Origin of the sequence: Pseudarthrobacter cellobiosi (genome assembly GCF_023913815.1) — a bacterium.
In the GTDB taxonomy this organism is placed as follows: Bacteria; Actinomycetota; Actinomycetes; order Actinomycetales; family Micrococcaceae; genus Arthrobacter; species Arthrobacter cellobiosi.
The window spans coordinates 134,727-155,106 of record NZ_JAMXBK010000021.1 but is presented as its reverse complement, the minus strand read 5'-3'; the positions used below and the strand labels follow the sequence as shown (position 1 = coordinate 155,106).

The window sequence follows — 20,380 nt, the reverse complement described above, 5'->3', positions numbered from 1 at the left end:
GTTGTATGGACAATCAACTGAAGACTCGACTGGAAGAAGCTCTGGACGTCATCGGAAAGCAGAGACGCCTGGAAGCAGTGATTGACGCCGTCATCGCTTCCCTGCCTGAACCGCCAAGCAGTTCTTCCAAGGTGTACCAGTCGGCATACCGCGATGCATCGCTTGAGGTCAGGGCGATCCTGCTCGAAGCAAGAATGAGCTGAGAAGCATGCTTATCGTTTGCGATAGCCTCATGACATGCACTTTGCGGATGTAGGACGTTGCAAGAAACTGTTCCAGGTGAGCGGGTGGGACGACACTAGTTTCAAGTACGTCGGTGGATCTCGCGACAAGATCGAGATGATGCCACGCGACAGCCGCGTGTGTCTGCCGGATGTCCCTGCCTACGACCTTGGGTTCTTGGTTCGGCGTCTGCCGTATGCGGTCAGTGTGACTGTCAGCACCAAGGGATTCACGACGACGGCGGCAATGATGCGGCACCGCCCGCCATTCTTCAACTACCTAGCTCGCGATGCGTCACCCGAGAACTCGACGGTCGATGTCTTCTTGGAGCTTTTCAAACAGAACGTCCTCACCCGGCGTGGATCAGCAGACTGACTATCGGGGGTCGCCCGTAGAATTGACGGCATGACTCTCTTGGCCGACGTTCCCCCGAAACTGCACATGCCCTGGAAGACGGACGGTATCCGCTCTGTCGTTCAAGCGTTCCCGTATCAGGGCAGCAAACGACAGCTCGTTGGTCAGATTCTCTCGCTGTTCCCAGACGAAGGCGTCCCCCTTCTGATTGAACCGTTCGCCGGCTCGGCCGCGATCTCTGTCGCCGGTCGTCACTATGGCAGGGTTGGCGAAGTCGCTATCTCTGACGTGAACGGCCCACTGATGGCGCTGTGGGATCAGATCATCAACACACCAGATGAGCTGATTGCTGAGTACACGAGACTCTGGAACGAACAGCTGGAAGATCCACGTGCCTACTTCCTCAAGGCTCGCGGGACATTCAACGAGTCCCAAGATCCTGCCCATCTGCTCTACCTACTGTGCCGGGTGGTCAAAGCGGCAGTTCGATACAGCAAGAACGGGGACTTCAATCAGGGCGCGGATCACCGCCGCCTGGGTGCGAAGCCGGCCAACATGCAGGAGCGCATCTCGGAAGCCTCACGGCTCATGCAAGGCGCTTCTGTATCTAGTGAGTCGTACGAATCTCCACTGGTGAATGCTCCACGTGAAGCACTCGTATATATGGACCCGCCCTACCAGGGCACCACCGACGTTCCGGATCACCGCTACCTGACCGGGCTCAAGCGTGACCCGTTCATCGAAACGCTGCAGCACGCAATCGACAACAACGTGAGTTTCATCGTGTCCTACGACGTTGTTAGGGAGGACAACAAGTATGGGTTCGCCTTGCCAGAAGAACTTGGACTGCTTCATCGGCATGTGGTGGCTGGTGTGTCCTCTCAAGCGACACTCAGCGGCCGCAAGGAAATGACGGTTGAGTCGCTATACCTAAGTCCTGCCCTCGTGGAGCGGCTAGGTGGCGCGGACATCATTGACACGCGAATCGATCTAGAACCAGCGGGTCAAGACGCGTTGTTCTGAGGTTTAAGCCAGACCATCTAGTAACGTCTGGTGGGTGATTAATACTGGGGGAACTAAACCGACCTATAGTGCGGCATTCGTCGCTTGGATCAAGGCATTGCCAATGTCCTCACGAGCTGCCGCAGCTCGTGACCATCTGCTGCAGTACGGGAGCCTGACAACCGAGCAGCTTTCAGACATGGGGTACCAGCATCCGCCTCGCGCCGTCGCTGATCTGCAGGATGCCGGAGCCACGATTGATAAGGCCTCCGTCATTGGTTCAACCGGACGCAGGATTGCCCAGTACACCTTGGTGGACATCATCACCTCAGGTCGTGCCGGACGCGTGAACATCCCGAAGAAGTTCCGGCTCGATTTGAACAGCGCTCACGGTCATCAATGCGGGATCTGCTCTGGCAGGTTCGAAGACCGTGAGCTGCAGGCGGATCACCGCATACCCTTCAGGATTGGCGGAGACATCGCCGTTTTGGATCAAGCCGACTACATGCCGCTTTGTGCTTCAGATAACAGGTCTAAGTCTTGGTCGTGCGAGCACTGCCCGAACTGGGAGACCAAGGACGTCGACACCTGCAGGACATGCTTTTGGGCGTACCCCGAAAACTACTCACATGTTGCTATGAAACCAGAAAGGCGACTGACTGTTACGTTCCAAGGCGATGAGACGGATGCTTACGACAGGCTGAAAGCCGACGCTGACCGGTCGGGGACGCCGATTGAAGATCACGTAAAGGGTAAATTCGGCAGGTGACTACTAACACTGAGCTGCGCCGGGTGTTGCTTGCTGCCTTGGAAGACCGCAGTGACGCTCAGTCCATAGTGACCAAACTTCTGCCTGTGATCGACCGTTTCTGTGACGAGAAGGTCGCAGAGAGCAGACAGTCCGGTTACGAAGACGCGATGAATGACCTTCGAGAGTTTGCGGGCTTTGGCGGCAGACAGCTCGACTTGTACATTGAGATGCGCCTGGGGACGTTTACAACTTACCTAGATTATGCGAACCGCCACGGCCTATCTCACCAGTCAGTTCGTCAGGCTTACGAACGCCTAGAAAAGAGCGGCGGCTTGCCTGCTGACGCGCCGCGAATAAAGCGCCTAAGGCGCCGCCGGATTGATGTCAGTGATACGAACTCGCCGCAAGAAATGTAGTTATTATGCAAAGGGCAGCGAGCCCCTTCCATTGCCGAAGGAAATGCTGTCACCATTTCCTTTTTTGCGTCTTGGTGTTTAAATAGGGGCATATATGCCAGATACTGACACACCAGACCAACCAGCAGAAAAGAACAAGGGCGGACGACCGCTCAAGTTCAAGACCGTCGATGAACTTCAAGTATCAATCGATTCCTATTTTGACGCGTGCGATCCACATCTAGAGTCCCGCTTAGTGGAGTCAGGTATCAACGAGCGCGGTGAGACGATCTTTGCCCAGCGCAAGGTGATGACCGAGCAGCGCCCCTACACTGTCTCAGGCCTTGCCAGGGCGCTTGGCATCACTCGAGACACACTTTTGAGCTACTCAGAACGACCCGAGTTTCTCGACACGGTAGACAGCGCCAAGGAGCGTTGCCACGAATACGCGGAGAATCAGCTCTTCGGAAAGTCATCTTCCGGTGCATCCTTCAGTCTCAAGAACAACTGGGGTTGGAAGGACCGTCAAGAGATAGATCACACCACCAAGGATCAGCCGATGCCACTTCTTGCCGGCTACGCTCCATCAAAGCTTGAGGTAGACGACGATGCCGACGCTTCAGCCGACGACAGCTCTCAAGAAGATCTCTAGTCTCCGTAAGCGTCTTCGCATCATCCAGGGCGGGACTAGCGCGTCTAAGACGTTCTCTATTCTCGCGTACCTGATCCACACAGCTCAGACCAACGAGAACCTGGTCATCAGCGTCGTCAGTGAGTCTCTGCCCCACCTTAAAAAAGGGGCGATGCGCGACTTCCAGAACATCATGCGCTGGCAGCGCTACTGGCGTGATGACGAGTGGAGCAAGACTGAGTTCATCTACCGCTTCGCCAACGGATCAATTATCGAGTTCTTCAGCGTGGACGATGTCAGCAAGGCCCACGGACCACGGCGCGACATCCTCTTCGTGAACGAAGCCAACAACGTAAGCTGGCCCGTCTACCGTCAGCTGGCAGGTCGTACTCGCCGCGTGATCATCATTGACTTCAACCCTGTGGCTGCCTTCTGGGCTCACGAAAAGCTCATGGTCCATCGCGTGCATGACTTCCTGAAGCTCACGTACAAGGACAACGAAGCACTAGAAGCATCCCTTGTTAATGAGATCGAAGAGAACGGCCGCATCGATGAGGACTACCGGCAGGTCTATGTCCTAGGCAACATCGGCCGTAATGAAGGTCAGATCATGACGAACTGGATTCAGCTGGACCAGCTGCCGTCTGAAGCGCGTCTCGTACGTCGTGGCCTGGACTTTGGCTATACGAACGACCCGTCAGCCATCGTGGACATCTACGAATGGAATGGCGGCTATATCTGGGTCCTGGTGACGTACACGAAGGGTCTAAGCAACAAGCAGATTGCAGACATCATCCTCGCGCAGCCAGAGCAAGTCCTGGTCATAGGGGACAGTTCAGAGCCTAAGTCCATCGCCGAGATCAAAGGCCATGGCATTGCGATTGTCGGAGCAGTCAAAGGTGCTGACTCAGTAATCAACGGCGTCTCTCTGATCAAGAGCAAACAAGTCTATGTTCTAAAGCAGGATACCGAGCTGATCAAAGAAGAGCGCAATTACCTATGGAAGATGGATAAGAACGGCGAACCGCTAAACGTGCCGCGGGATCTTTTCAACCATGCGATGGATGCCGGTCGTTATGCTATGACCGATCTCATTGGAAACGCTGCAGCTCCATTAGGTGATGTTGAAGATGATGACTATGAATCAATTACATCGGGATTGCTAGACGAAAGCTTCTAATTGTCGTACTTTTAGTAGTAGATGGATACAAAGAAACTTCAAACAAAGGAAATCGGAACTTCTGGAGTTTCTATTACTAGCGGTCTTATCACTGGGGAAGAGTACAACCCTAAGCTGACCGGCAAAAAGGCGATTGATGCCTACGACCAGATGCGCCGCAGCGATGCCACCGTGAACGCCGCTCTCAATGCCGTGAAGCTGCCGGTCCTGAGTGCTGACTATGAAGTCGATCCAGCCTCAGATGATGATGCGGACAAGGAAGTTGCTGACTTCGTCAAGGACTGTCTCTTCCACGTCGTTGACTGGGACCAGTTCCTGGGTGAAGCCCTTACCTTCCTCGACTTCGGCTATGACGTGCACGAGATGGTGTTCGAACCGCGTGAGATCAATGGCACTCTTCGAATCGCCCTGGTGAAGCTCGGTTACCGCAAGCAGACGACGATCCAGAAATGGGAGACCGTTGACGGCAAGCCTGGCATCCAGCAGTTCGACAACACTGGACATACCTACTCGATCCCGGTACAGAAGTTGGTCCGTTTCACTCACAAGCAAGAGGGCGACAACTACGAAGGAATCTCCCTGCTCCGTGCTGCTTACAAGCACTGGTACATCAAGGACAAGCTCTACCGCATCGATGCCGTCGGCCATGAGCGCCATGCACTTGGCGTCATCGATGTCACTACACCCGTAGGTGCGTCAGAAGCTGACAAGAAGAAGATGCGCACGCTGGTTCGCAACCTTCGCGCCAATGAAGAGTCTTACATTGAACACCCTGAAGGCTGGATCGTTCAGTTCCTCGATATGAAGGCCAACTCACTCAAGGACGTCGAGCCGTCTATCAACCACCACGACCGCCAGATTATGAAGAACGTCCTGGCGCAGTTTCTTGAGATCGGTGCATCAGGCGGCAGCGGTACGCGTTCAACCAGTGAGGACCATAGCCGGCTGTTTGAGCTCGCTGTTCAATCAGTGGCGCGCCGCATCGTCCAGGTTCTGCAGAACACTGTGGTCCGGACTCTCGTTGATCTCAACTTCACTGATCGTGAATATCCGACGCTGCGAGTCGGCAACATCAGCGATGACAACATCCCGGTCATGAGTGATGCCATCAAGAAGTTTGTTGATGCGGGTGTGCTACATCCACGTGCCATCGATGAGAACAGCACTCGTAAGATGATCGGCTGGTCCGAGCTTACTGATGAGGACATCAAAGCACTTGAAGCGGAGCCAAAGAAAACGGTCAAGCACAAGGCTGACAACGAAGAGATCCAGGCAGCGAAGAAGCTTCACGCATCCATAACGGGACGGCTCTATGGCGACACGTCAAGAGTTGCTTAACGCCCGCGAACAACTCCACATAGCCATTCACGCAGCTGAGGAATGGCAGGACAGCTACAAAGCGAGTCCTATTACGTTTGCGGACCTACTTCGCCTAGAGGCGGCCTTAGAAACGGCCGCGGGGGAGTATCTGCATGAGCTGGCAGACCGTGCACCCAGCTACGTGGATTGGTCCCGCCTACCTGAGCCGATCAAAGCAGACGCCGGCCCTGTGGCTAACAACGACGATCCAGTCTGGAAGCAAGAGCAGATCCTTCTGACTGCAGCCGTCATCGACATCATCACTGACCTTGTGGCAACTGGTGCTGTGGCAGGGGAGACGCTGTATGGTATCCCGATTGGCTACTCGACACTTGAGTTCGCCTCGCTAGATGAAGCCATCATGCAAGCGGCCAGGAAGCACACGGCGCAGATGGTCTCAAACGTCAGCGAGACGACCCGCAAGCTAATCCGCGAATCCGTAGCTAAGAGCATTGCCCTGGGGGAGAACGCTGACTTTGCGACGGTGCGCCTGATGAACGTCATCGACAACCCGATCCGAGCCCAACTGATCGCTCAGACGGAGCCAGTCAACGCCTATCAAACGGGGCTGAAGCACTATGCCTTGCAGACCGGGGCAAAGGAAAAGACCTGGGACGGACTCAGCGCAGCTTGCCAAATCTGTTCACCACTCATCGGTAAGACACTGCCTATTGGTGATCTCTTTGTTCTGGCGAATGGCCGCGAGATAGACAGGCCTGCCGGGCATCCAAGGTGTCGTTGTTCTTTAATCTACATTTATTGATTGACAATTAAAGCCATTCATAAGACATTAAGTATTAGATATGGCTATAAAAGGATTTCACAACCTAGTAAAGATCAGCGCGGACGCTGAAGGCAATGCGCCTAAGACTATTGAATTACTTCGATCGGGCAAGTGGAACACACCATGGCATGGTGACTTTGAGATCACCCCGGAAGACATCCAGCAGTACGTCCTGAACGCTGCGAACGGTGTTGGCCTCGTTGCTGCCGATCCTAAGGTCCCGATCAACTACGGCCACGCCTCTTACGACAAGGCTGCGGCCTGGATTCCTCGCATCTACGCAAGCGACGACGGTCAGGCACTCCTGGGCGATCCAGACTGGACGCCGGCTGCCGCCCAGGCAATCAAAGACGGCGAATGGAAGTACATCTCACCAGAGTTCAACCCGACCTCATGGCCATGGGAAGACCCTGAAGAAGAGTTCCGCTTCGTCAAGAACGTCATCACGGGCGCTGCCCTGACCAACATCCCATTATTCAAGAAACTGAAGCCGATCACTGCGTCTCGCCTACCTACCAAGGTGGTCAACGCAGACCAGACCGGCAACGGTGATAACCATAAAGGAGAAACTATGACGCTAGAAGAGATTCGAGCCAAACAAGTTGCTGAGCTGAACGACGAAGAAAAATCGTTCCTAGCTGAGCACAAGTCTGAGTTGACCGCTGAAGAGCTGAAGACCTACGGACTAGAAGAGGAAGCTCCGGCTGAAACGCCTGAGACTCCAGAAGTACCTGAACAGAAACCAGAAACACCAACAGCGCCAATCGAAGCGAGTGCCATCAAAGGCATCACGGACGAAGAGATTGCACAGCTTCGGGCAGACGCTCAGGCCGGCATAGAAGCGAAGAAACAACTCGCTGAGAACGAAGCCCGCAACTTCATCAAGGCCAGCATCACGAGCGGCCGAGTGAAATCAGATCAGCAAGAAAACGCAGTCAAACTGCTCCTTGCCTCTAAGGGTGAACAGCGCACAGCGCTTGAGTCGTTTATCAACGCTCTCCCTGAAAACAAGCTGCTCGGCGACGAGAAGGGCAGCGGCAAGGGTGAAGCAGAGACGGAAGTCGTCATCACTGACGAAGAGAAGGACCTCGGTTCCAACTTCGGCAACAGTGCTGAAGACATTGCCGCGTTCAAAAAATCACAAAGCGAAAGCAAATAAGAAAGGTCTATAGACAATGAGCAATCTAACTGCATCAAAAGCTGACGAACGACAAGAAGGCATCCTGATCGATGTGAAGCTTGCGGCCGTCAAGGTATTCAAGGGTTCAAACCTCAACTTCAACGCTGCCGGCTTCGCCACTAAAGCCGGTGACACGGCAAGCGAACGATTCGCCGGACTAGCAATGGAAACAGTAGACAACAGCACAGGCGTAGCTGGTGACAAGATCGTCCGCGTCTGGGTAGAAGGCGTCAGCTCAATGAACTGCGCAAGCGCTACTCAGGCATGGGTAGGCCAAGACGTCTTCGCCGTCGATGACAACCTGGTCGCACTAGCTGCAACCACACTCAACGATGTCAAGGTCGGCAAAGTCGTCGGCTTCATATCAGCAACTGAAGTACGCGTAAAAATCTAAGACGAATACAGAAAGGAAACATTTTAAATGTCTGTAATCACACGAGAACTGCTAGAAGCCCTTGATACGAACATCAGGGTCACATGGCAAAAACGATTCGAAGCAGCGCCAACAGCTGATCTTTGGAAGAAAATTGCCATGCCTATCAACAGTAAGAGCTTGAGCGAGAAGTATTCGTTCCTTGGCACCGTACCTGGACTCCGTGAGTTCAAGTCTGAGCGCATCCCTGGCACACTGTCTGGCTTCAACTATGAGATCAGCAACAAGAAATGGGAATCAACCCTCGACGTAGACCGTGATGTCATCGAAGACGACAACACTGGCCAGATCATGCTCGCTGTCACCGGCCTAGCCACCAAAGCTGCTAAGCACTACACAGTCCTTACAGCCAAGGCTTTCGATCTAGCAGACAGCACACTCATCTACGACGGCCAGAACTTCTTCGACGTTGATCACACCACTGGTAGCAACTACCTTGGTACTGCGAAAGACTTGAACGCTACGAACGTCGCTGCCGCTGAGCTCTTGCTCAACAAGCAAGTAGACGACCGCGGTGAATACCTTGGCTACATGGGCACAGCGATCATCTGTGGTCCTGAGCTCGCAGCTGCTGCCAACAAACTGGTCAACTCGAAAACCATTAATGACGGCGGTATCGCTGTGGACAACCCTAACTACCAACGCTACGAAGTAGTCGTTCTGCCTCACCTCGGAACATCTAAGAAATGGGCTGTGGCCGATCTCAGCCAGGGCTTGCTTCCGTTCATCGTTCAGATCCGTATCGCAATCTCATTGCTAGCGAAAACTGACCTAAACAGCGACCGGGCGTTCGACAAGGACATCTTCACTTGGGGCACACGCGCTCGTCACAACGTCGGCTACGGCAACCACCAATTGATCGTAGGAGCTGTCTCTTCTTAGGAAGAGCAGTACTGACCTATGTATAGCGTCACCCTTCCACGAGAGTTCCCCTACGAGCAGCGCGTTCGTGCTGGCATCGTCGTGAACAAGGTTTATGGCTTTGAAGGCGAGCTTACGGACGAGCAGCTTGAAGCTATCAAGGCTGATGGCGTCCTAAGCGTCACGAAAGTCCAGGCACCTGCGTCTAAAAGCGAATCAAAAGACTCAGGCAACAAGCCAAAATAGCTGATTGCCTAAACACAAATGAGAGCGTCCAAACCGGGCGCTCTTTTAATTGTTGCCGCGTGGTGTTTAAATAGGGACATATATGGCAACAACAATCCGAGTAGATTCATTCAACGAAATAAACATTGTCGAACGCAGTGAGCTAAGCGCCGATTACGTCGCCGCTCCGTTGGTCCTGAAGCTGAAAAGTACCCAAGGCATTGTGGTCGGCCAAGTGTTGTATGTCGGGCAGCTATCACGCGAAGGCGTTGAGAAGGCCGTCGTCAGCACAGTTGGTGATGAAACGACTATCAACCTTACTCAAGCCCTAAAACTGCCACACACGCGCTATGAGCCAGTCACAGCCGCACTTGGTGACTCGGTCCGAATCCACCGCGCACCGAACGCTAATGGGACCGTACCAGCTGATGGCCAATTCGCTGTCCTAACGACGCGCGCCATCGATCCAGACCAAATCTCGACTTACTACAAGGACCCAACCGGCTCTAGTGACTTCTGGTATCGCTACACCTACTTCAATACCTCGACATTAGAAGAGACGCCACTTACCGCCTTCGATGCTTTCCGCGGAGACGACTTCGCCCACTACGCGAGCTTGTCAGAGATCCGCGTCGAAGCTGGTTTTGAGAACGCGCTCAACCTTAAGGACTCCACCGTCGAGCAACAGCGTCGAGCAGCGGAGACGGAGATTAACGCCTCGCTGAGTGGCGTGTATACCGTGCCCTTTAGCCCGGTCCCCGGGATCGTTCGAACGCTGACGATCCAACTGGCAGCTGCGCTGCTCCAGGTCAATGCCTACGGCGATACCTCGGGTAATCGACAGAAACTTAAAGATGCCAGGGCAGCTATCGATGCCTACAAGCTAGGCGCTTCCGTCCTCACCGATGACGCCGGCACCGCCCTCTCAACGTCAGAGTCAGTCAGCGGCTTCCCCGGTGATCCAGATGACGATGCACCGAGGTTCTTTAGAATGAGCGATCGCTTCTAATGTCCGGACTCAAGCTGGTCATCCAGGGTGACAAAGAGCTCGTAGCCAAACTGCGGAAGTTTGGTGTCTCGGTCCTCGATCTCAGCGACTCCATGGATGAGACAGGGCGCTATCTCACAAGATTCTTCTCCGGTGAAGTCTTTGCTTCACGCGGACAGGTGTTCGGCAAGCCCTGGCCAGCTCTCAACGACAACTACGCGGCGTTCAAGGCGCGAACCTTTCCAGGCCGGCCACCCCTCATCCGGTCTGGTCTTATGAACCGATCCTTCAAGCACAAGTCAACGAAACTAACCGCCAGCCTCTGGAACGAAGCCAAGTACTTCGATTACCACCAAGAAGGCAGGGGAGTGCCAGAGCGCGTGATGATGCACGTCGATGAGAAGCGCGAACGTTCGATCGTCGGCTTCGTAGCTGAGGACATCAGCGGAAAGATGAAGGCCGCCGATGTCTAAGTACGAAGACAACGTCCAGCGCATCCTGCACCTCATGAAGGCCACGTTTGGGGACACGTTCAAGACCTACTACGACGGTGATCCTGAAGCGATTCCCGTCTTCAATCTTCCGGCCATTGTGGTGACGCAGACCAGTGACACCACTACTCAAGACTCCTGGCAGCAGGATGAAGTGGAAGACACTCTGACCGTCAAGATCATTCTCAACAAACGGGACGACTTCGACAATGACAAGGTCAATCCGCTCAACATGACCGAGCGCAAGATCAGGAACTTCGTCGCTGAGCGTGACCAGACGACAGGGACCTATCTGCTGCGAACCGTCAAGGGCGCAGTACGCACCATGGCGTTAGACGGCATCACGGCCATTGCCGGAACCATGAACGTGGAGTACGGGATTAACCCACGTGTATCTGGTGAGGGCCTTGCTGACCTTACAGCCGAAGGCCACGTGACCTTCAGTATCAGCTATCCAGTTGATATTCCAGTTGCATCATAGGCTTTTAAATACTTGTCAATTGTTTTAGATTAAAGACATGGGAAACAAGTTAGCAAAGCATATTAAGACTAAAGCGGTGAATGCATCCATTCAATACTTCTTTGTCCCGTCGATCCTTCGGACGATAGAGGCAACAGACCTGGCGGACGTCGAGGCCCTAGTCGCTAAAGATATAACTAATCAAGAAATAGAGGTAGGTAATGGCAACAGCTGATCAACATATAGGCAGACGAGTAGGCGTAGGAATTGGCATCGAAGCCACTCCTGGTGTGACCGTCGCTCCACAAACGTTCCTACGATGGGATACAAACGATCTTCAACCAAAGACAAACGTTGTTGAAGACGACAGCGCTATGGGTGTCGTGGATGAGATTAGCGACAGCGGCATTACATCTCGTTGGGCAGAAGGAACGCTAGGCGGCAAGATCAGTGCAGTCGACATGGGCTTCTTCTTCCTGGGGCACTACGGAGCGGTCACGACTGGCGCAGCGGTGGCCGGCGTCTACCCTCACACCTTCAGCGTCAAGCAATCAAGCATCCCGACAACGGTCAGCCTATCGATTTCGAGCCCGTTGCAGTCGCAACGTCACGGCTATGGTGTGTTCGAAACCTTGGAGATCACGGCAGAGCAGAACGGCTACGTGAACTTCTCGGCTGCAGTCAAGGCGCGAGTCGGTGTTACTTCCAGTGAGACGGTGGCCTACACGGCGCAAAACCTTTTCACGAGTAAGCACATCACCCTCAAGATTGCAGATACGAGTGCCGCCCTCGGTGCCGCCGCAGCAATCAGTGCACTGAGCGTCAAGTTCATGTCTGAGCGTCCATCTGAAGCTGTCAGCCCGCTTGGCACGATGGATGAAGTTGAGTTCGACCGTGGCAGCTACAAAGCGAACGGTGAGTTCGTGGTCCGTCTGAAGTCCACCGAGTACGAGGAAGCCTTCCTGGCAAACACCGTCAAGGCCCTGCGCATCTCTATGGTCAACGGCAACGACGGCCTTGAGATCACAGCCACTAAGGTCCGCTACCGCGAGCTTGAACAGTCTCGTGACAAGAACGATGTCGTGACCGCGACGATCCAGTACTTCTGCGAATACGACACCGCGGTTGGTGCTTCAAATGTTCCGGTCCTGAAGAACTCACGCGCTTCTTACGTCGCTGCTTAGTTCATCCTTTACTGAAATGCTGCCCCATGTTTAACTAGGGGCAGTTATTTAATTGGAGCATCTATGACCGAAGTTAAGCGATATGCGGCAGTAAAGAAATCATCACTAGCTGGGCTCAGCGAAGAGTGGGGCGATGAGTGCTACGCCTACGTGCAGCCAGCTACTTACGCAGACAACATGGCCGTCACTGAGGCGGACTTCTCAACGATGAAGCAGCGCGAGCAGGTGGAGTGGCAGACAAAAATGGTCAAAGATCACTTCATTAGCGGCAAGATAAAGGCTTTCAACGGCTCTAAGTTTGAGTTGGTGGACATGGCGGATGAGGACATCGACGCCAGTATCGCCGTCAACGACAAGCTCTACGCCGACATCATGGGGTTTGATCTGGACCCAAAAGATTTACGCAAGGCAGTGATGGAGAGCGCCTTGCAGACGAGCGAGCAGAACACTACCGAAACTACATCGTCAGAGGAATCAGTTCCGGAGTCCCCGACGCAGTAGTTCGGGAGATCATGCTTTTCCGCTACATAGAGCGTCTGAACCAAAGCTATATTCAGGCAGCGAATGAAACGCCATGGGCAGAAATAGAGCGCGCTTTTTACATATGGTCGTTAGATAGTGACCGTGATAAATTAGAGACAGAAAGAAGCGGCGGCACTTAAACACACAACTTCATGGCATCCAATACAATATCTATCCTCATCAAAGCCCAAGACAATGCCTCTAAGGTGATTAAGGATGTTGGGGATAACATCGACGGTGCCGGCAGGAAATCAGAAGCCAGTGCCAAGTCAATCAATAGCCTGAATGATCATATGGGCGCACTCGCAGGCGTGACTGCTACCGCTGGCGTCGCTACCTACAGTCTCATCGGCATGATGGACCGCAGCATCAGTTCGGCCAACAAGTATCAAGCCGCATTGACCGGCTTGAACAGTGTCGCAACAGCCTTTGGCCACGACGCGGGAAGAGCAGAGCAGGCAGCGCAGTCTCTTGCCAAAGACGGGCTCATGACAGTCACCGACGCGGCGATAGGCCTCAAGAACCTATTGGCGTCTGGGTTCAGTCTCGACCAGGCAACGACTTTGATGAAGCGTTTTAAGGACAGCGCAGCCTTCGGCCGACAAAGTGCCCTGAGCTTCGGTCAAGCAGTGTCAAGTGCGACGGAAGGTATCAAGAACGGCAACAGCATCCTGGTAGACAACGCTGGCGTGACGAAGAACCTCAGCAACATGCTGACGGAGGCCGGCTACAGCGCCCAGGATCTTTCAAAGGCAACGACCGACGTCGGCATACGCCAGGCGCTTTTCAACGGCATCCTCAAAGAGACGAACGCTCAATCTGGAGACGCAGCCAAGCTGGCTGATAGTGCTGCAGGTAAGCAAGCGGTCTGGGCGGCACAGACGGAAATCTTGAATCAGAAGATTGGCATGGCACTCCAACCGGCCCTCTTGTCTCTGCTTCAGACGATGACACCAATCATCACCTCAATTGCCGACTGGGTTTCACAGAATCCACAACTCGCCGCGGGACTGGTTATCGGCACAACTGCTGTGGTCGGACTGACGACAGTAGTAGGAACCCTAGCTCTTGCTGTCGCGGGTCTTGGTCCCGTGTTCGCCCTATTCAAGTTTGCGTCCATTGCTGCAATTGGTGCAGTCGGTACTGGCATGACCGGCCTAGCTGCACTCGTCGCATCGCCGCTCGCTATGCCAGCCATCGCCGTGGCCGCTGCTGCCGGCGCACTCTTTCTCGTCTATGACGCCGCAGTCAAGGCTCGCAATGCAGTCAATGAAGCGACCGCTGCCAAGGCAAACCTTGCATCTCAAGATGCCAAAGACAAGGCAACTGCATACAGCGTTCTCAACAGCCCAGCATCAGCTGAACGGAAAGCGGCCGCGCAAAGAGTCCTAAACAACATCGCTGCACGCGGCAATGCATCGGGTACGGCCTACTCACCTGGTGGATCAACACTCGTTGGTGAGAACGGTCCGGAGATCGTCAACATGCCACGTGGTTCCCAAGTCACTCCTGCCTACAGAACACGCAATGAGCTTGCTTCAGACGGCTCAGGAGGCGTCACGAACATCTTGAACGGCAACTTTACATTCCAGTCCGCGGAGGCCGTCCAGGAGTTCTTTAATCGCCTCGACAAGACACAGCGCCTGGCCAAGTTTGGAATGGCCTCATGATCGGCGTCAGCTACGGCGACTTCAACATGCAGGCGAACGGCGTCACTGTTACTGGTACTGATGTCTATTCAGCGCCGACAAACAACATCCAGGCCGATGAACTGGCAGAGCGCGACGGTGCACTCATCGTCCAACAGAAGTTCCAGAAGAAGGCATTCAAAGTTGAGGGGCTCATCCGCAAAGCTACACAGCTAGAGCTGGAGCAGACGCTCGATGCGTTCAAGCTAGCGATGTCGAAAAAGAACCAGGGCTTTGATGTGGCCTACGCGGGCGGCATCCGTCGCTACCTCGCGTCGGTCCAGAACAACATCATCAGCAACCGTGGCATCACGAGCGTCGGGTTCTCGATTGAGTTCTTGTCACCTGATGGCATGGGCTGGGATCTTCAAGCGACGACACTTATCTCTAGCGCTGCCAACACGACATCTAACACGACCGTCTCGCTGAGCGTGGGCGGCTCGTACAAAGCTGATCCGTACATCAAAGTGACAGTGGGCGTGATAACTGGAGGTACGAGCAAGACGATCACCCTCTCTAACGCGGCAACGCTTCGCTCGATAGCAGTGACACGAACCTGGGTAGCCGGCGATGTCCTTGAGGTCGACGCGTTGAAGGGCCTCGTTTTAGTCAACGGAGCCGCATCAGATTTCACCGGTCAGTTACTCAGCTTCGAACCTGGCGACGGGGGACTAGGGTATCTCGATGATTTCACTACCCGCAGCATTACGATAACGAGCAGCTACACAAGACGATGGTTGTAAGTTACATTAAAGACAGAATTAAATAGGAAAAACTACATATGGCGAATTCACTTTTTGATAAGGCACGAGAAGGATTTCTCTCAGGACAGATCCTCTGGAACTCAGACAACATAAAGGCTGTGCTTGTTGATACTGGTCTCTATACGCCCAGCCTCAGCACTAACCAGTACCTCAGTGACATCGCCGCTGGAGCACGAGTCGCCACCAGTACCAACCTTGCCGGCAAGACCATCGCGAACGGAGTAGCCGACGCGGCAGACGTTACGTTCCCAGCAGTCACGGGTGCTTCTGTTGAAGCCATAGTTCTCTACAAAGACACAGGAACAGCCACCACTTCGCGCTTGATCTGCTACATCGATAGCGGCGTCGGCGGCATCCCGATCACGCCGAACGGTGGTGACATCGCCACTGCCTGGAACGCTAGCGGCATCTTTAAGTTGTAGGTGCTGACTTAGATGGCAAATCGTTACTGGGTACCATCTGGAGGTTCAGGTTCGGGGAACTGGACTGACACAGCGCATTGGTCTACGACAAGTGGCGGTGCTGGCGGTGCGAGCGTCCCGACGAGTACTGATGACGTGTTCTTTGATGCGAGTAGTTTCTCCGGCAACGGATTTACGGTAACGGTTAATGCCTTCAGTACGATACGTCACTTGAATGCCAGTAGTCTGAACGACAGCATGACAATAGCAGGATCAGTGGATCTTGTTGTGTATGGAAATGTCACCCTATCTTCACTGCTTACGATGACTACGCCGCTTCTAATCAGATCCACCAACTGTCTGTTTACTCGAAGCAGCGCAACACTAAACACTTCAGTCACACTCGGCAATTCCGCCACACTCGAACTCAACGACGCATTCGCTGCAAATTCATTAAATTTCGGTATTGTATCCGGAATTTATAGCGGTTCGCTTTTTACGAATAATTATCCGATTACCGTAGCAGCTATTAGCTTCTACCGGGCTCTAAATATATTCTTTGGAACTTCTGTCGTGACGCTAACAGGTAGTGGAATCACCGTCATTGACTATACCGGCACAAACATATACTCCAATAGTGCAACCTTCATCATGACAGGTACGGGGGTACTAAATCTAAACTACGAGGATGTCGGAACCCTAGAAATATACGGTACGACGACCGTCACAACATCTCATACATTCAACACCTTGAAGTTGTACCCCGGCTCAACACTAATCTCGACCGTCGGCGGCATGTCAGCAACGACTCAGACGATAACCAACTTCATCGCCAATGGCACGGCTGCTGCGCCTATCACTATAAAGTCATCATCTGTCGGTTTGCAGCACGTTCTACGCAAGACTAGCGGCACGGTAGATGCTTACTATCTCCACCTTCAAGACTCGGCGGCGAGCGGTGGAGCAACCTGGAACAACATAGGCGGAGTCAACAACGGCAATAACAGCGGTTGGAACTTCCTTGCGCCACCGCTGCCCACGTGGGATTTCATCGACTCGACCGCATCAGTCTTCCAACCCACACTGACTCCAGGCGTGTCCACTATGTCGCCTAATTTCATCGACAGCACCTCGACGGTCTACAGCGCAATTAACACCATGTACTTATCTGGCGGTACGTTCATCGACTCAACCGCATCCGTCTATGCCCCGGTCCTAACGCAGCTGCCACCTCCACCTCCACCTCCGACTGACTGGGAAGCTATCGGTAAGGAAGACGAGAAGGTTTACGTCTACAAGGTTTACACATCAACCGGCACGTTCATCGGGATCTGGACTGACGTGCGGGACAACCTGAAGTTCACGCGCAAGATCAACACTCCAGGAACGACGACGACGATCATCCTTGCTCGCTCCCCGAACACGACAAAAGAAGTCCGCGCGAATCTGACGACGGAGGCCGGCGAGCCGATCACCACGGAAGACGGAGATAGGTTGACCGTTACCTACGAAACGAACAACTCAGTCGGTGAAGGCACTGATGTGGATATCAATTACAAGGTGGATGTCTATGTCCACTATGGAGAGTTCCAACGCTTGGTCACTGAAGCAGGGGAACCACTGACTACGGAAGACGGAGAATATCTGCTAGCGGCATCCGGAGCACCGAGCGGCGTCCGGGTGTTTAGCGGCACGATTCTTGATTACCGATCTACCTATGCCGAGGAAACCGGCGTCATGGTCACACTGGCATCACACGGTCTGGCCTTATCAAACGAGTTGGTACGTAGTGGCGAGACGACGACGGTCAACTACTCATCTCAGCCGCTCCAAACAACGCTGAAGAGCGTCCTGGACTCCAACCCTCAGGTGATGACATACAGCACTGACTCGATAGCTGCCCCAGGTGTGTCTGCGGCCTTCAAGTTTGAGCTCAGTACGAAACTCGAGGCCGTTGAGCGCGTCTATGAGCAGTCACCTGATGGTTGGTACTGGTACGGCGACGTGGCCGACAACTTCATCTACATGCAACCAACAGCGTCGACACCACACCACATGTTCAAGAAGGGCTACCACGTTAAGTCGCTTGATCTCACACGCTCTAAGGAGCAATTGATCAACCGCGTCTACTTCATTGGTGGGGAAGTAGCCGGCGTTCCTGTCTTCAAGAAGTACGAAGACGCTGCCAGCATCGCGCAGTGGGGAGTGGGTCTGCATCGAATCGTCGATCGGCGGTTCACTGATGCAGCGGCCATGCAGCGCAAAGCCATGAAGCTGATCAATCGATTCAAGAATCCTATCTATACCACGCCAATAACGATCAGCTCGGCCAGGTATGACCTTGAATCGATCAGGGAAGGGCAAGTCGTCGGGTTTGCTAACTACGGAAACTTCGTGGATGACCTGTTGCTACAAATTGTCAGCCTGTCCTATACGCCGACAGCCGTGACGCTCGAAGTCGGCGACGTTCTGCAAGCACAACACGAAAGAATCGAAGAGATAAGTGACGAGTTGCAAGGCGAACAATATCAAAACCTTCCAACTGCGCCTGTTTGATGTTAAATTAAGGAATATAAAGGATTTAGAAATGTATGGCCGAAGATAAAAACGAAATAGACCTGCGCAGACTCTATAAGTCTCGCATATATCGCATCTGGTCGAATATGAAGACACGCTGCACTAACCCCAAAGCGACTCAGTACGAAAACTACGGGGGTAGGGGAATTAGATTCACTCCAGCGTGGAACAGTTTCGAAGGTTTCTACGTGGACATGTCGGATGGATATAGCGACGAGCTGAGCCTGGACCGTATCGACAACGATGAAGGCTATAGCAAAGATAACTGCCGATGGACCACCCGCGAAGAGCAGTGCTCCAACAGATCGAGCAACAAAATCGTGGAGATCAATGGCGAGAAGAAGACGCTAGCTCGGTGGATTCGCACTGTCGGTGCAAAGCCGAGCACGGTTCGTCAGAGGTACTACGTCTATGGCTGGTCTATTGAAAAAGCTTTAGGAATGGAGGTATACCTTGGCTGATAAAAAAGTAAGCGATTTACCCGCGTTAGTAACAGCCGATGCGACCGACGTCGTTCCCCTCGTGGACATATCCGCGTCGGTCACGAAGAAAGTCACAGTTGCTGGCCTGGCCCCTGCAGTCGCCGCAAGTGTTCCTGCAGGCACCTTCCCCGCATCAGTCATGGATATCAACGCCAACCCTGAGACGCGTATGAGCGAGAGCCTGGGCAACTTCGTTGCGTCCGGTCTTGTCTGGTCCGCAACCTCAGGACTGGCTGCCGCGATGACAGTCGGTGTTGTGTATATCGGTGGGCTGCGCGTTCCCGTCAGCCTGATTTCTTCCAGGACATTCACCGCGAGCAAAGACACGTATGTCAGTGTCAATAATGCGGGCACGGTTGCCTATAGCGAAGTCACGAACAACGCTGCTTCACCTTCGTTGCCAGCTAACTCAGTTTGGTTGGCGATCGTGGTGACTAACGGTAGTACGGTAACTAGCGTCAATGTAGGCCAAGTTGGGGCCGTCGCACCAGTCATATCAAGCATCGCCATTAATGTCTCCACATCACTCGGCGACCTTATATGCCCTAAGCCAGGTCAGAAGCTTATCGCCTATGCACAGGCGGTTGGAGACTTCACCACCGCCAGTACGACACCAGTCCAAATTACGGGCCTCATCGTCTACGCAAAAGTCCCCGCAGGAAGAACCGTTAAGCTAACGGCTGCGCTTCCATCGGCCTACAACACTGCGACAGGCACGAACAAGCTCTCTGTCTATGACGGCGCAACGCATCTTGGTATGGCCTCGCAGACCATCCCAACAGGTGGGTATGCGGCGAACATGACGAACATTATTCATCAAACACCCGTCACTACGTCGAAGACTTACTCTGCGGCATTATCAGCGACCGCAGGAACGGCGGGCACGATATTCGTTTCACCAAGCATCAATTCGTTATCAGTGGAGCTTGAATAGGCGATGAACCATGGGGGATAGCGATTCAACGGTCAAACGCCACGAGCTCGAACGAGTGGCCGAGCATCTGGAGATGTACCAGAAGCGCACCCTTGAGGACAACGTTGAGATCAAGCAGCTACTCAAAGATGTCGGGGCATCCATTCGCGCGAACACCGTTGAGATCAAGAAGAACTACGTGAGCAATGACCGGCTTGAGATCCGTCTTGCTCCGCATGAAACCATCCGCAAGTTCTTCTGGTGGGTTGCCGGCGGTATGGGCGTCATGTTCCTGGCGACGCTCTACCAACTCCTCATCAACGGAGTGAAGTCACTATGAAGTTCTTGTCCAAAAGCGGAGTGATACGAGCTGCCGTCATCGTGCTCGTCCTGCTGATAGTTGGCGGCAACGTCTTCTTCACCAACCAGCTCATTGAGCGGAAACAGCCAGTCGTCGGCATTACCCCGGGCTCTCCTACCAAAGGTGAGAAGGGTGATAAAGGCGATCGGCCAACAGCTCAGGAAGTTCAACT

General features: G+C 53.6%; 25 protein-coding genes. All 25 read left to right on the top strand.

Annotation, left to right across the window (positions count from 1 at the left end):
- Nucleotides 1–5 precede the first annotated feature (5 nt).
- On the top strand, nucleotides 6–203 hold the full coding sequence (locus NG701_RS07540) for a hypothetical protein (RefSeq protein WP_252565926.1): 198 nt from the start codon (nucleotides 6–8) through the stop codon (nucleotides 201–203).
- A 34-nt stretch (nucleotides 204–237) separates the two neighbouring features.
- Nucleotides 238–597: a hypothetical protein gene (locus tag NG701_RS07535; protein ID WP_252565924.1), complete on the top strand. Its 360-nt coding sequence runs from the start codon at nucleotides 238–240 to the stop codon at nucleotides 595–597.
- A gap of 30 nt (nucleotides 598–627) precedes the next feature.
- A complete protein-coding gene (locus NG701_RS07530; RefSeq protein WP_252565921.1) occupies nucleotides 628–1,599 on the top strand; it encodes a DNA adenine methylase in 972 nt (323 codons plus the stop codon).
- Between the two features lie 34 nt (nucleotides 1,600–1,633).
- A complete protein-coding gene (locus NG701_RS07525; RefSeq protein ID WP_252565919.1) occupies nucleotides 1,634–2,347 on the top strand; it encodes a hypothetical protein in 714 nt (237 codons plus the stop codon).
- A complete protein-coding gene (locus NG701_RS07520; protein WP_252565917.1) occupies nucleotides 2,344–2,745 on the top strand; it encodes a hypothetical protein in 402 nt (133 codons plus the stop codon). Before NG701_RS07525 ends, NG701_RS07520 begins: the two co-directional genes overlap by 4 nt.
- A 94-nt stretch (nucleotides 2,746–2,839) precedes the next feature.
- Complete coding sequence (locus NG701_RS07515) at nucleotides 2,840–3,376, top strand: terminase small subunit (RefSeq protein WP_252565915.1); 537 nt, start codon at nucleotides 2,840–2,842, stop codon at nucleotides 3,374–3,376.
- Nucleotides 3,333–4,535 carry a PBSX family phage terminase large subunit gene (locus NG701_RS07510; RefSeq protein ID WP_252565914.1) on the top strand — a complete coding sequence of 401 codons (1,203 nt, stop codon included), beginning with the start codon at nucleotides 3,333–3,335 and terminating at the stop codon, nucleotides 4,533–4,535. The genes NG701_RS07515 and NG701_RS07510 overlap by 44 nt, the downstream gene beginning before the upstream one ends.
- A gap of 21 nt (nucleotides 4,536–4,556) precedes the next feature.
- Nucleotides 4,557–5,873 (top strand): phage portal protein family protein, encoded by a 1,317-nt coding sequence (locus tag NG701_RS07505; protein WP_252565913.1) that lies wholly within the window; start codon nucleotides 4,557–4,559, stop codon nucleotides 5,871–5,873.
- On the top strand, nucleotides 5,848–6,657 hold the full coding sequence (locus NG701_RS07500; protein WP_252565911.1) for a structural protein: 810 nt from the start codon (nucleotides 5,848–5,850) through the stop codon (nucleotides 6,655–6,657). The genes NG701_RS07505 and NG701_RS07500 overlap by 26 nt, the downstream gene beginning before the upstream one ends.
- A 40-nt stretch (nucleotides 6,658–6,697) precedes the next feature.
- Entirely contained in the window at nucleotides 6,698–7,837 is a 1,140-nt protein-coding gene (locus NG701_RS07495; protein WP_252565909.1) for a phage protease, read from the top strand.
- A gap of 16 nt (nucleotides 7,838–7,853) precedes the next feature.
- Nucleotides 7,854–8,252, top strand: coding sequence for a hypothetical protein (locus NG701_RS07490; RefSeq protein WP_252565907.1), 399 nt, complete (start codon nucleotides 7,854–7,856; stop codon nucleotides 8,250–8,252).
- 27 nt (nucleotides 8,253–8,279) lie between these two features.
- Entirely contained in the window at nucleotides 8,280–9,173 is an 894-nt protein-coding gene (locus NG701_RS07485; RefSeq protein WP_252565904.1) for a Mu-like prophage major head subunit gpT family protein, read from the top strand.
- Nucleotides 9,174–9,191: 18 nt separating this feature from the next.
- Nucleotides 9,192–9,398, top strand: coding sequence for a hypothetical protein (locus NG701_RS07480; RefSeq protein ID WP_252565901.1), 207 nt, complete (start codon nucleotides 9,192–9,194; stop codon nucleotides 9,396–9,398).
- Nucleotides 9,399–9,480: 82 nt separating this feature from the next.
- Nucleotides 9,481–10,386 carry a phage protein Gp36 family protein gene (locus NG701_RS07475; RefSeq protein ID WP_252565899.1) on the top strand — a complete coding sequence of 302 codons (906 nt, stop codon included), beginning with the start codon at nucleotides 9,481–9,483 and terminating at the stop codon, nucleotides 10,384–10,386.
- Nucleotides 10,386–10,838, top strand: coding sequence for a hypothetical protein (locus NG701_RS07470; protein ID WP_252565896.1), 453 nt, complete (start codon nucleotides 10,386–10,388; stop codon nucleotides 10,836–10,838). Before NG701_RS07475 ends, NG701_RS07470 begins: the two co-directional genes overlap by 1 nt.
- Complete coding sequence (locus NG701_RS07465) at nucleotides 10,831–11,337, top strand: hypothetical protein (protein ID WP_252565893.1); 507 nt, start codon at nucleotides 10,831–10,833, stop codon at nucleotides 11,335–11,337. The genes NG701_RS07470 and NG701_RS07465 overlap by 8 nt, the downstream gene beginning before the upstream one ends.
- A gap of 200 nt (nucleotides 11,338–11,537) precedes the next feature.
- Nucleotides 11,538–12,500: a phage tail tube protein gene (locus tag NG701_RS07460; protein WP_252565891.1), complete on the top strand. Its 963-nt coding sequence runs from the start codon at nucleotides 11,538–11,540 to the stop codon at nucleotides 12,498–12,500.
- 63 nt (nucleotides 12,501–12,563) lie between these two features.
- On the top strand, nucleotides 12,564–13,001 hold the full coding sequence (locus NG701_RS07455; RefSeq protein WP_252565888.1) for a hypothetical protein: 438 nt from the start codon (nucleotides 12,564–12,566) through the stop codon (nucleotides 12,999–13,001).
- A gap of 173 nt (nucleotides 13,002–13,174) precedes the next feature.
- Complete coding sequence (locus NG701_RS07450) at nucleotides 13,175–14,692, top strand: phage tail tape measure protein (protein WP_252565885.1); 1,518 nt, start codon at nucleotides 13,175–13,177, stop codon at nucleotides 14,690–14,692.
- Nucleotides 14,689–15,453, top strand: coding sequence for a phage distal tail protein (locus NG701_RS07445; RefSeq protein ID WP_252565882.1), 765 nt, complete (start codon nucleotides 14,689–14,691; stop codon nucleotides 15,451–15,453). Before NG701_RS07450 ends, NG701_RS07445 begins: the two co-directional genes overlap by 4 nt.
- A 38-nt stretch (nucleotides 15,454–15,491) precedes the next feature.
- Nucleotides 15,492–15,896: a hypothetical protein gene (locus NG701_RS07440; RefSeq protein WP_252565879.1), complete on the top strand. Its 405-nt coding sequence runs from the start codon at nucleotides 15,492–15,494 to the stop codon at nucleotides 15,894–15,896.
- 135 nt (nucleotides 15,897–16,031) lie between these two features.
- Nucleotides 16,032–18,431: a phage tail protein gene (locus NG701_RS07435; RefSeq protein ID WP_252565876.1), complete on the top strand. Its 2,400-nt coding sequence runs from the start codon at nucleotides 16,032–16,034 to the stop codon at nucleotides 18,429–18,431.
- Between the two features lie 35 nt (nucleotides 18,432–18,466).
- Entirely contained in the window at nucleotides 18,467–18,913 is a 447-nt protein-coding gene (locus NG701_RS07430; protein ID WP_252565874.1) for a hypothetical protein, read from the top strand.
- Nucleotides 18,906–19,868: a hypothetical protein gene (locus tag NG701_RS07425; protein WP_252565871.1), complete on the top strand. Its 963-nt coding sequence runs from the start codon at nucleotides 18,906–18,908 to the stop codon at nucleotides 19,866–19,868. Before NG701_RS07430 ends, NG701_RS07425 begins: the two co-directional genes overlap by 8 nt.
- A gap of 10 nt (nucleotides 19,869–19,878) precedes the next feature.
- Complete coding sequence (locus NG701_RS07420) at nucleotides 19,879–20,187, top strand: hypothetical protein (protein WP_252565868.1); 309 nt, start codon at nucleotides 19,879–19,881, stop codon at nucleotides 20,185–20,187.
- The last annotated feature ends 193 nt before the right edge of the window (nucleotides 20,188–20,380 follow it).

Coding starts and splice junctions, on each gene's coding strand:
- NG701_RS07540 (WP_252565926.1), top strand. CDS start 6: ATGGACAATCAACTGAAGACTCGACTGGAAGAAGCTCTGGACGTCATC.
- NG701_RS07535 (WP_252565924.1), top strand. CDS start 238: ATGCACTTTGCGGATGTAGGACGTTGCAAGAAACTGTTCCAGGTGAGC.
- NG701_RS07530 (WP_252565921.1), top strand. CDS start 628: ATGACTCTCTTGGCCGACGTTCCCCCGAAACTGCACATGCCCTGGAAG.
- NG701_RS07515 (WP_252565915.1), top strand. CDS start 2,840: ATGCCAGATACTGACACACCAGACCAACCAGCAGAAAAGAACAAGGGC.
- NG701_RS07510 (WP_252565914.1), top strand. CDS start 3,333: ATGCCGACGCTTCAGCCGACGACAGCTCTCAAGAAGATCTCTAGTCTC.
- NG701_RS07505 (WP_252565913.1), top strand. CDS start 4,557: ATGGATACAAAGAAACTTCAAACAAAGGAAATCGGAACTTCTGGAGTT.
- NG701_RS07500 (WP_252565911.1), top strand. CDS start 5,848: ATGGCGACACGTCAAGAGTTGCTTAACGCCCGCGAACAACTCCACATA.
- NG701_RS07495 (WP_252565909.1), top strand. CDS start 6,698: ATGGCTATAAAAGGATTTCACAACCTAGTAAAGATCAGCGCGGACGCT.
- NG701_RS07490 (WP_252565907.1), top strand. CDS start 7,854: ATGAGCAATCTAACTGCATCAAAAGCTGACGAACGACAAGAAGGCATC.
- NG701_RS07485 (WP_252565904.1), top strand. CDS start 8,280: ATGTCTGTAATCACACGAGAACTGCTAGAAGCCCTTGATACGAACATC.
- NG701_RS07480 (WP_252565901.1), top strand. CDS start 9,192: ATGTATAGCGTCACCCTTCCACGAGAGTTCCCCTACGAGCAGCGCGTT.
- NG701_RS07475 (WP_252565899.1), top strand. CDS start 9,481: ATGGCAACAACAATCCGAGTAGATTCATTCAACGAAATAAACATTGTC.
- NG701_RS07470 (WP_252565896.1), top strand. CDS start 10,386: ATGTCCGGACTCAAGCTGGTCATCCAGGGTGACAAAGAGCTCGTAGCC.
- NG701_RS07465 (WP_252565893.1), top strand. CDS start 10,831: ATGTCTAAGTACGAAGACAACGTCCAGCGCATCCTGCACCTCATGAAG.
- NG701_RS07460 (WP_252565891.1), top strand. CDS start 11,538: ATGGCAACAGCTGATCAACATATAGGCAGACGAGTAGGCGTAGGAATT.
- NG701_RS07455 (WP_252565888.1), top strand. CDS start 12,564: ATGACCGAAGTTAAGCGATATGCGGCAGTAAAGAAATCATCACTAGCT.
- NG701_RS07450 (WP_252565885.1), top strand. CDS start 13,175: ATGGCATCCAATACAATATCTATCCTCATCAAAGCCCAAGACAATGCC.
- NG701_RS07445 (WP_252565882.1), top strand. CDS start 14,689: ATGATCGGCGTCAGCTACGGCGACTTCAACATGCAGGCGAACGGCGTC.
- NG701_RS07440 (WP_252565879.1), top strand. CDS start 15,492: ATGGCGAATTCACTTTTTGATAAGGCACGAGAAGGATTTCTCTCAGGA.
- NG701_RS07430 (WP_252565874.1), top strand. CDS start 18,467: ATGGCCGAAGATAAAAACGAAATAGACCTGCGCAGACTCTATAAGTCT.
- NG701_RS07420 (WP_252565868.1), top strand. CDS start 19,879: ATGGGGGATAGCGATTCAACGGTCAAACGCCACGAGCTCGAACGAGTG.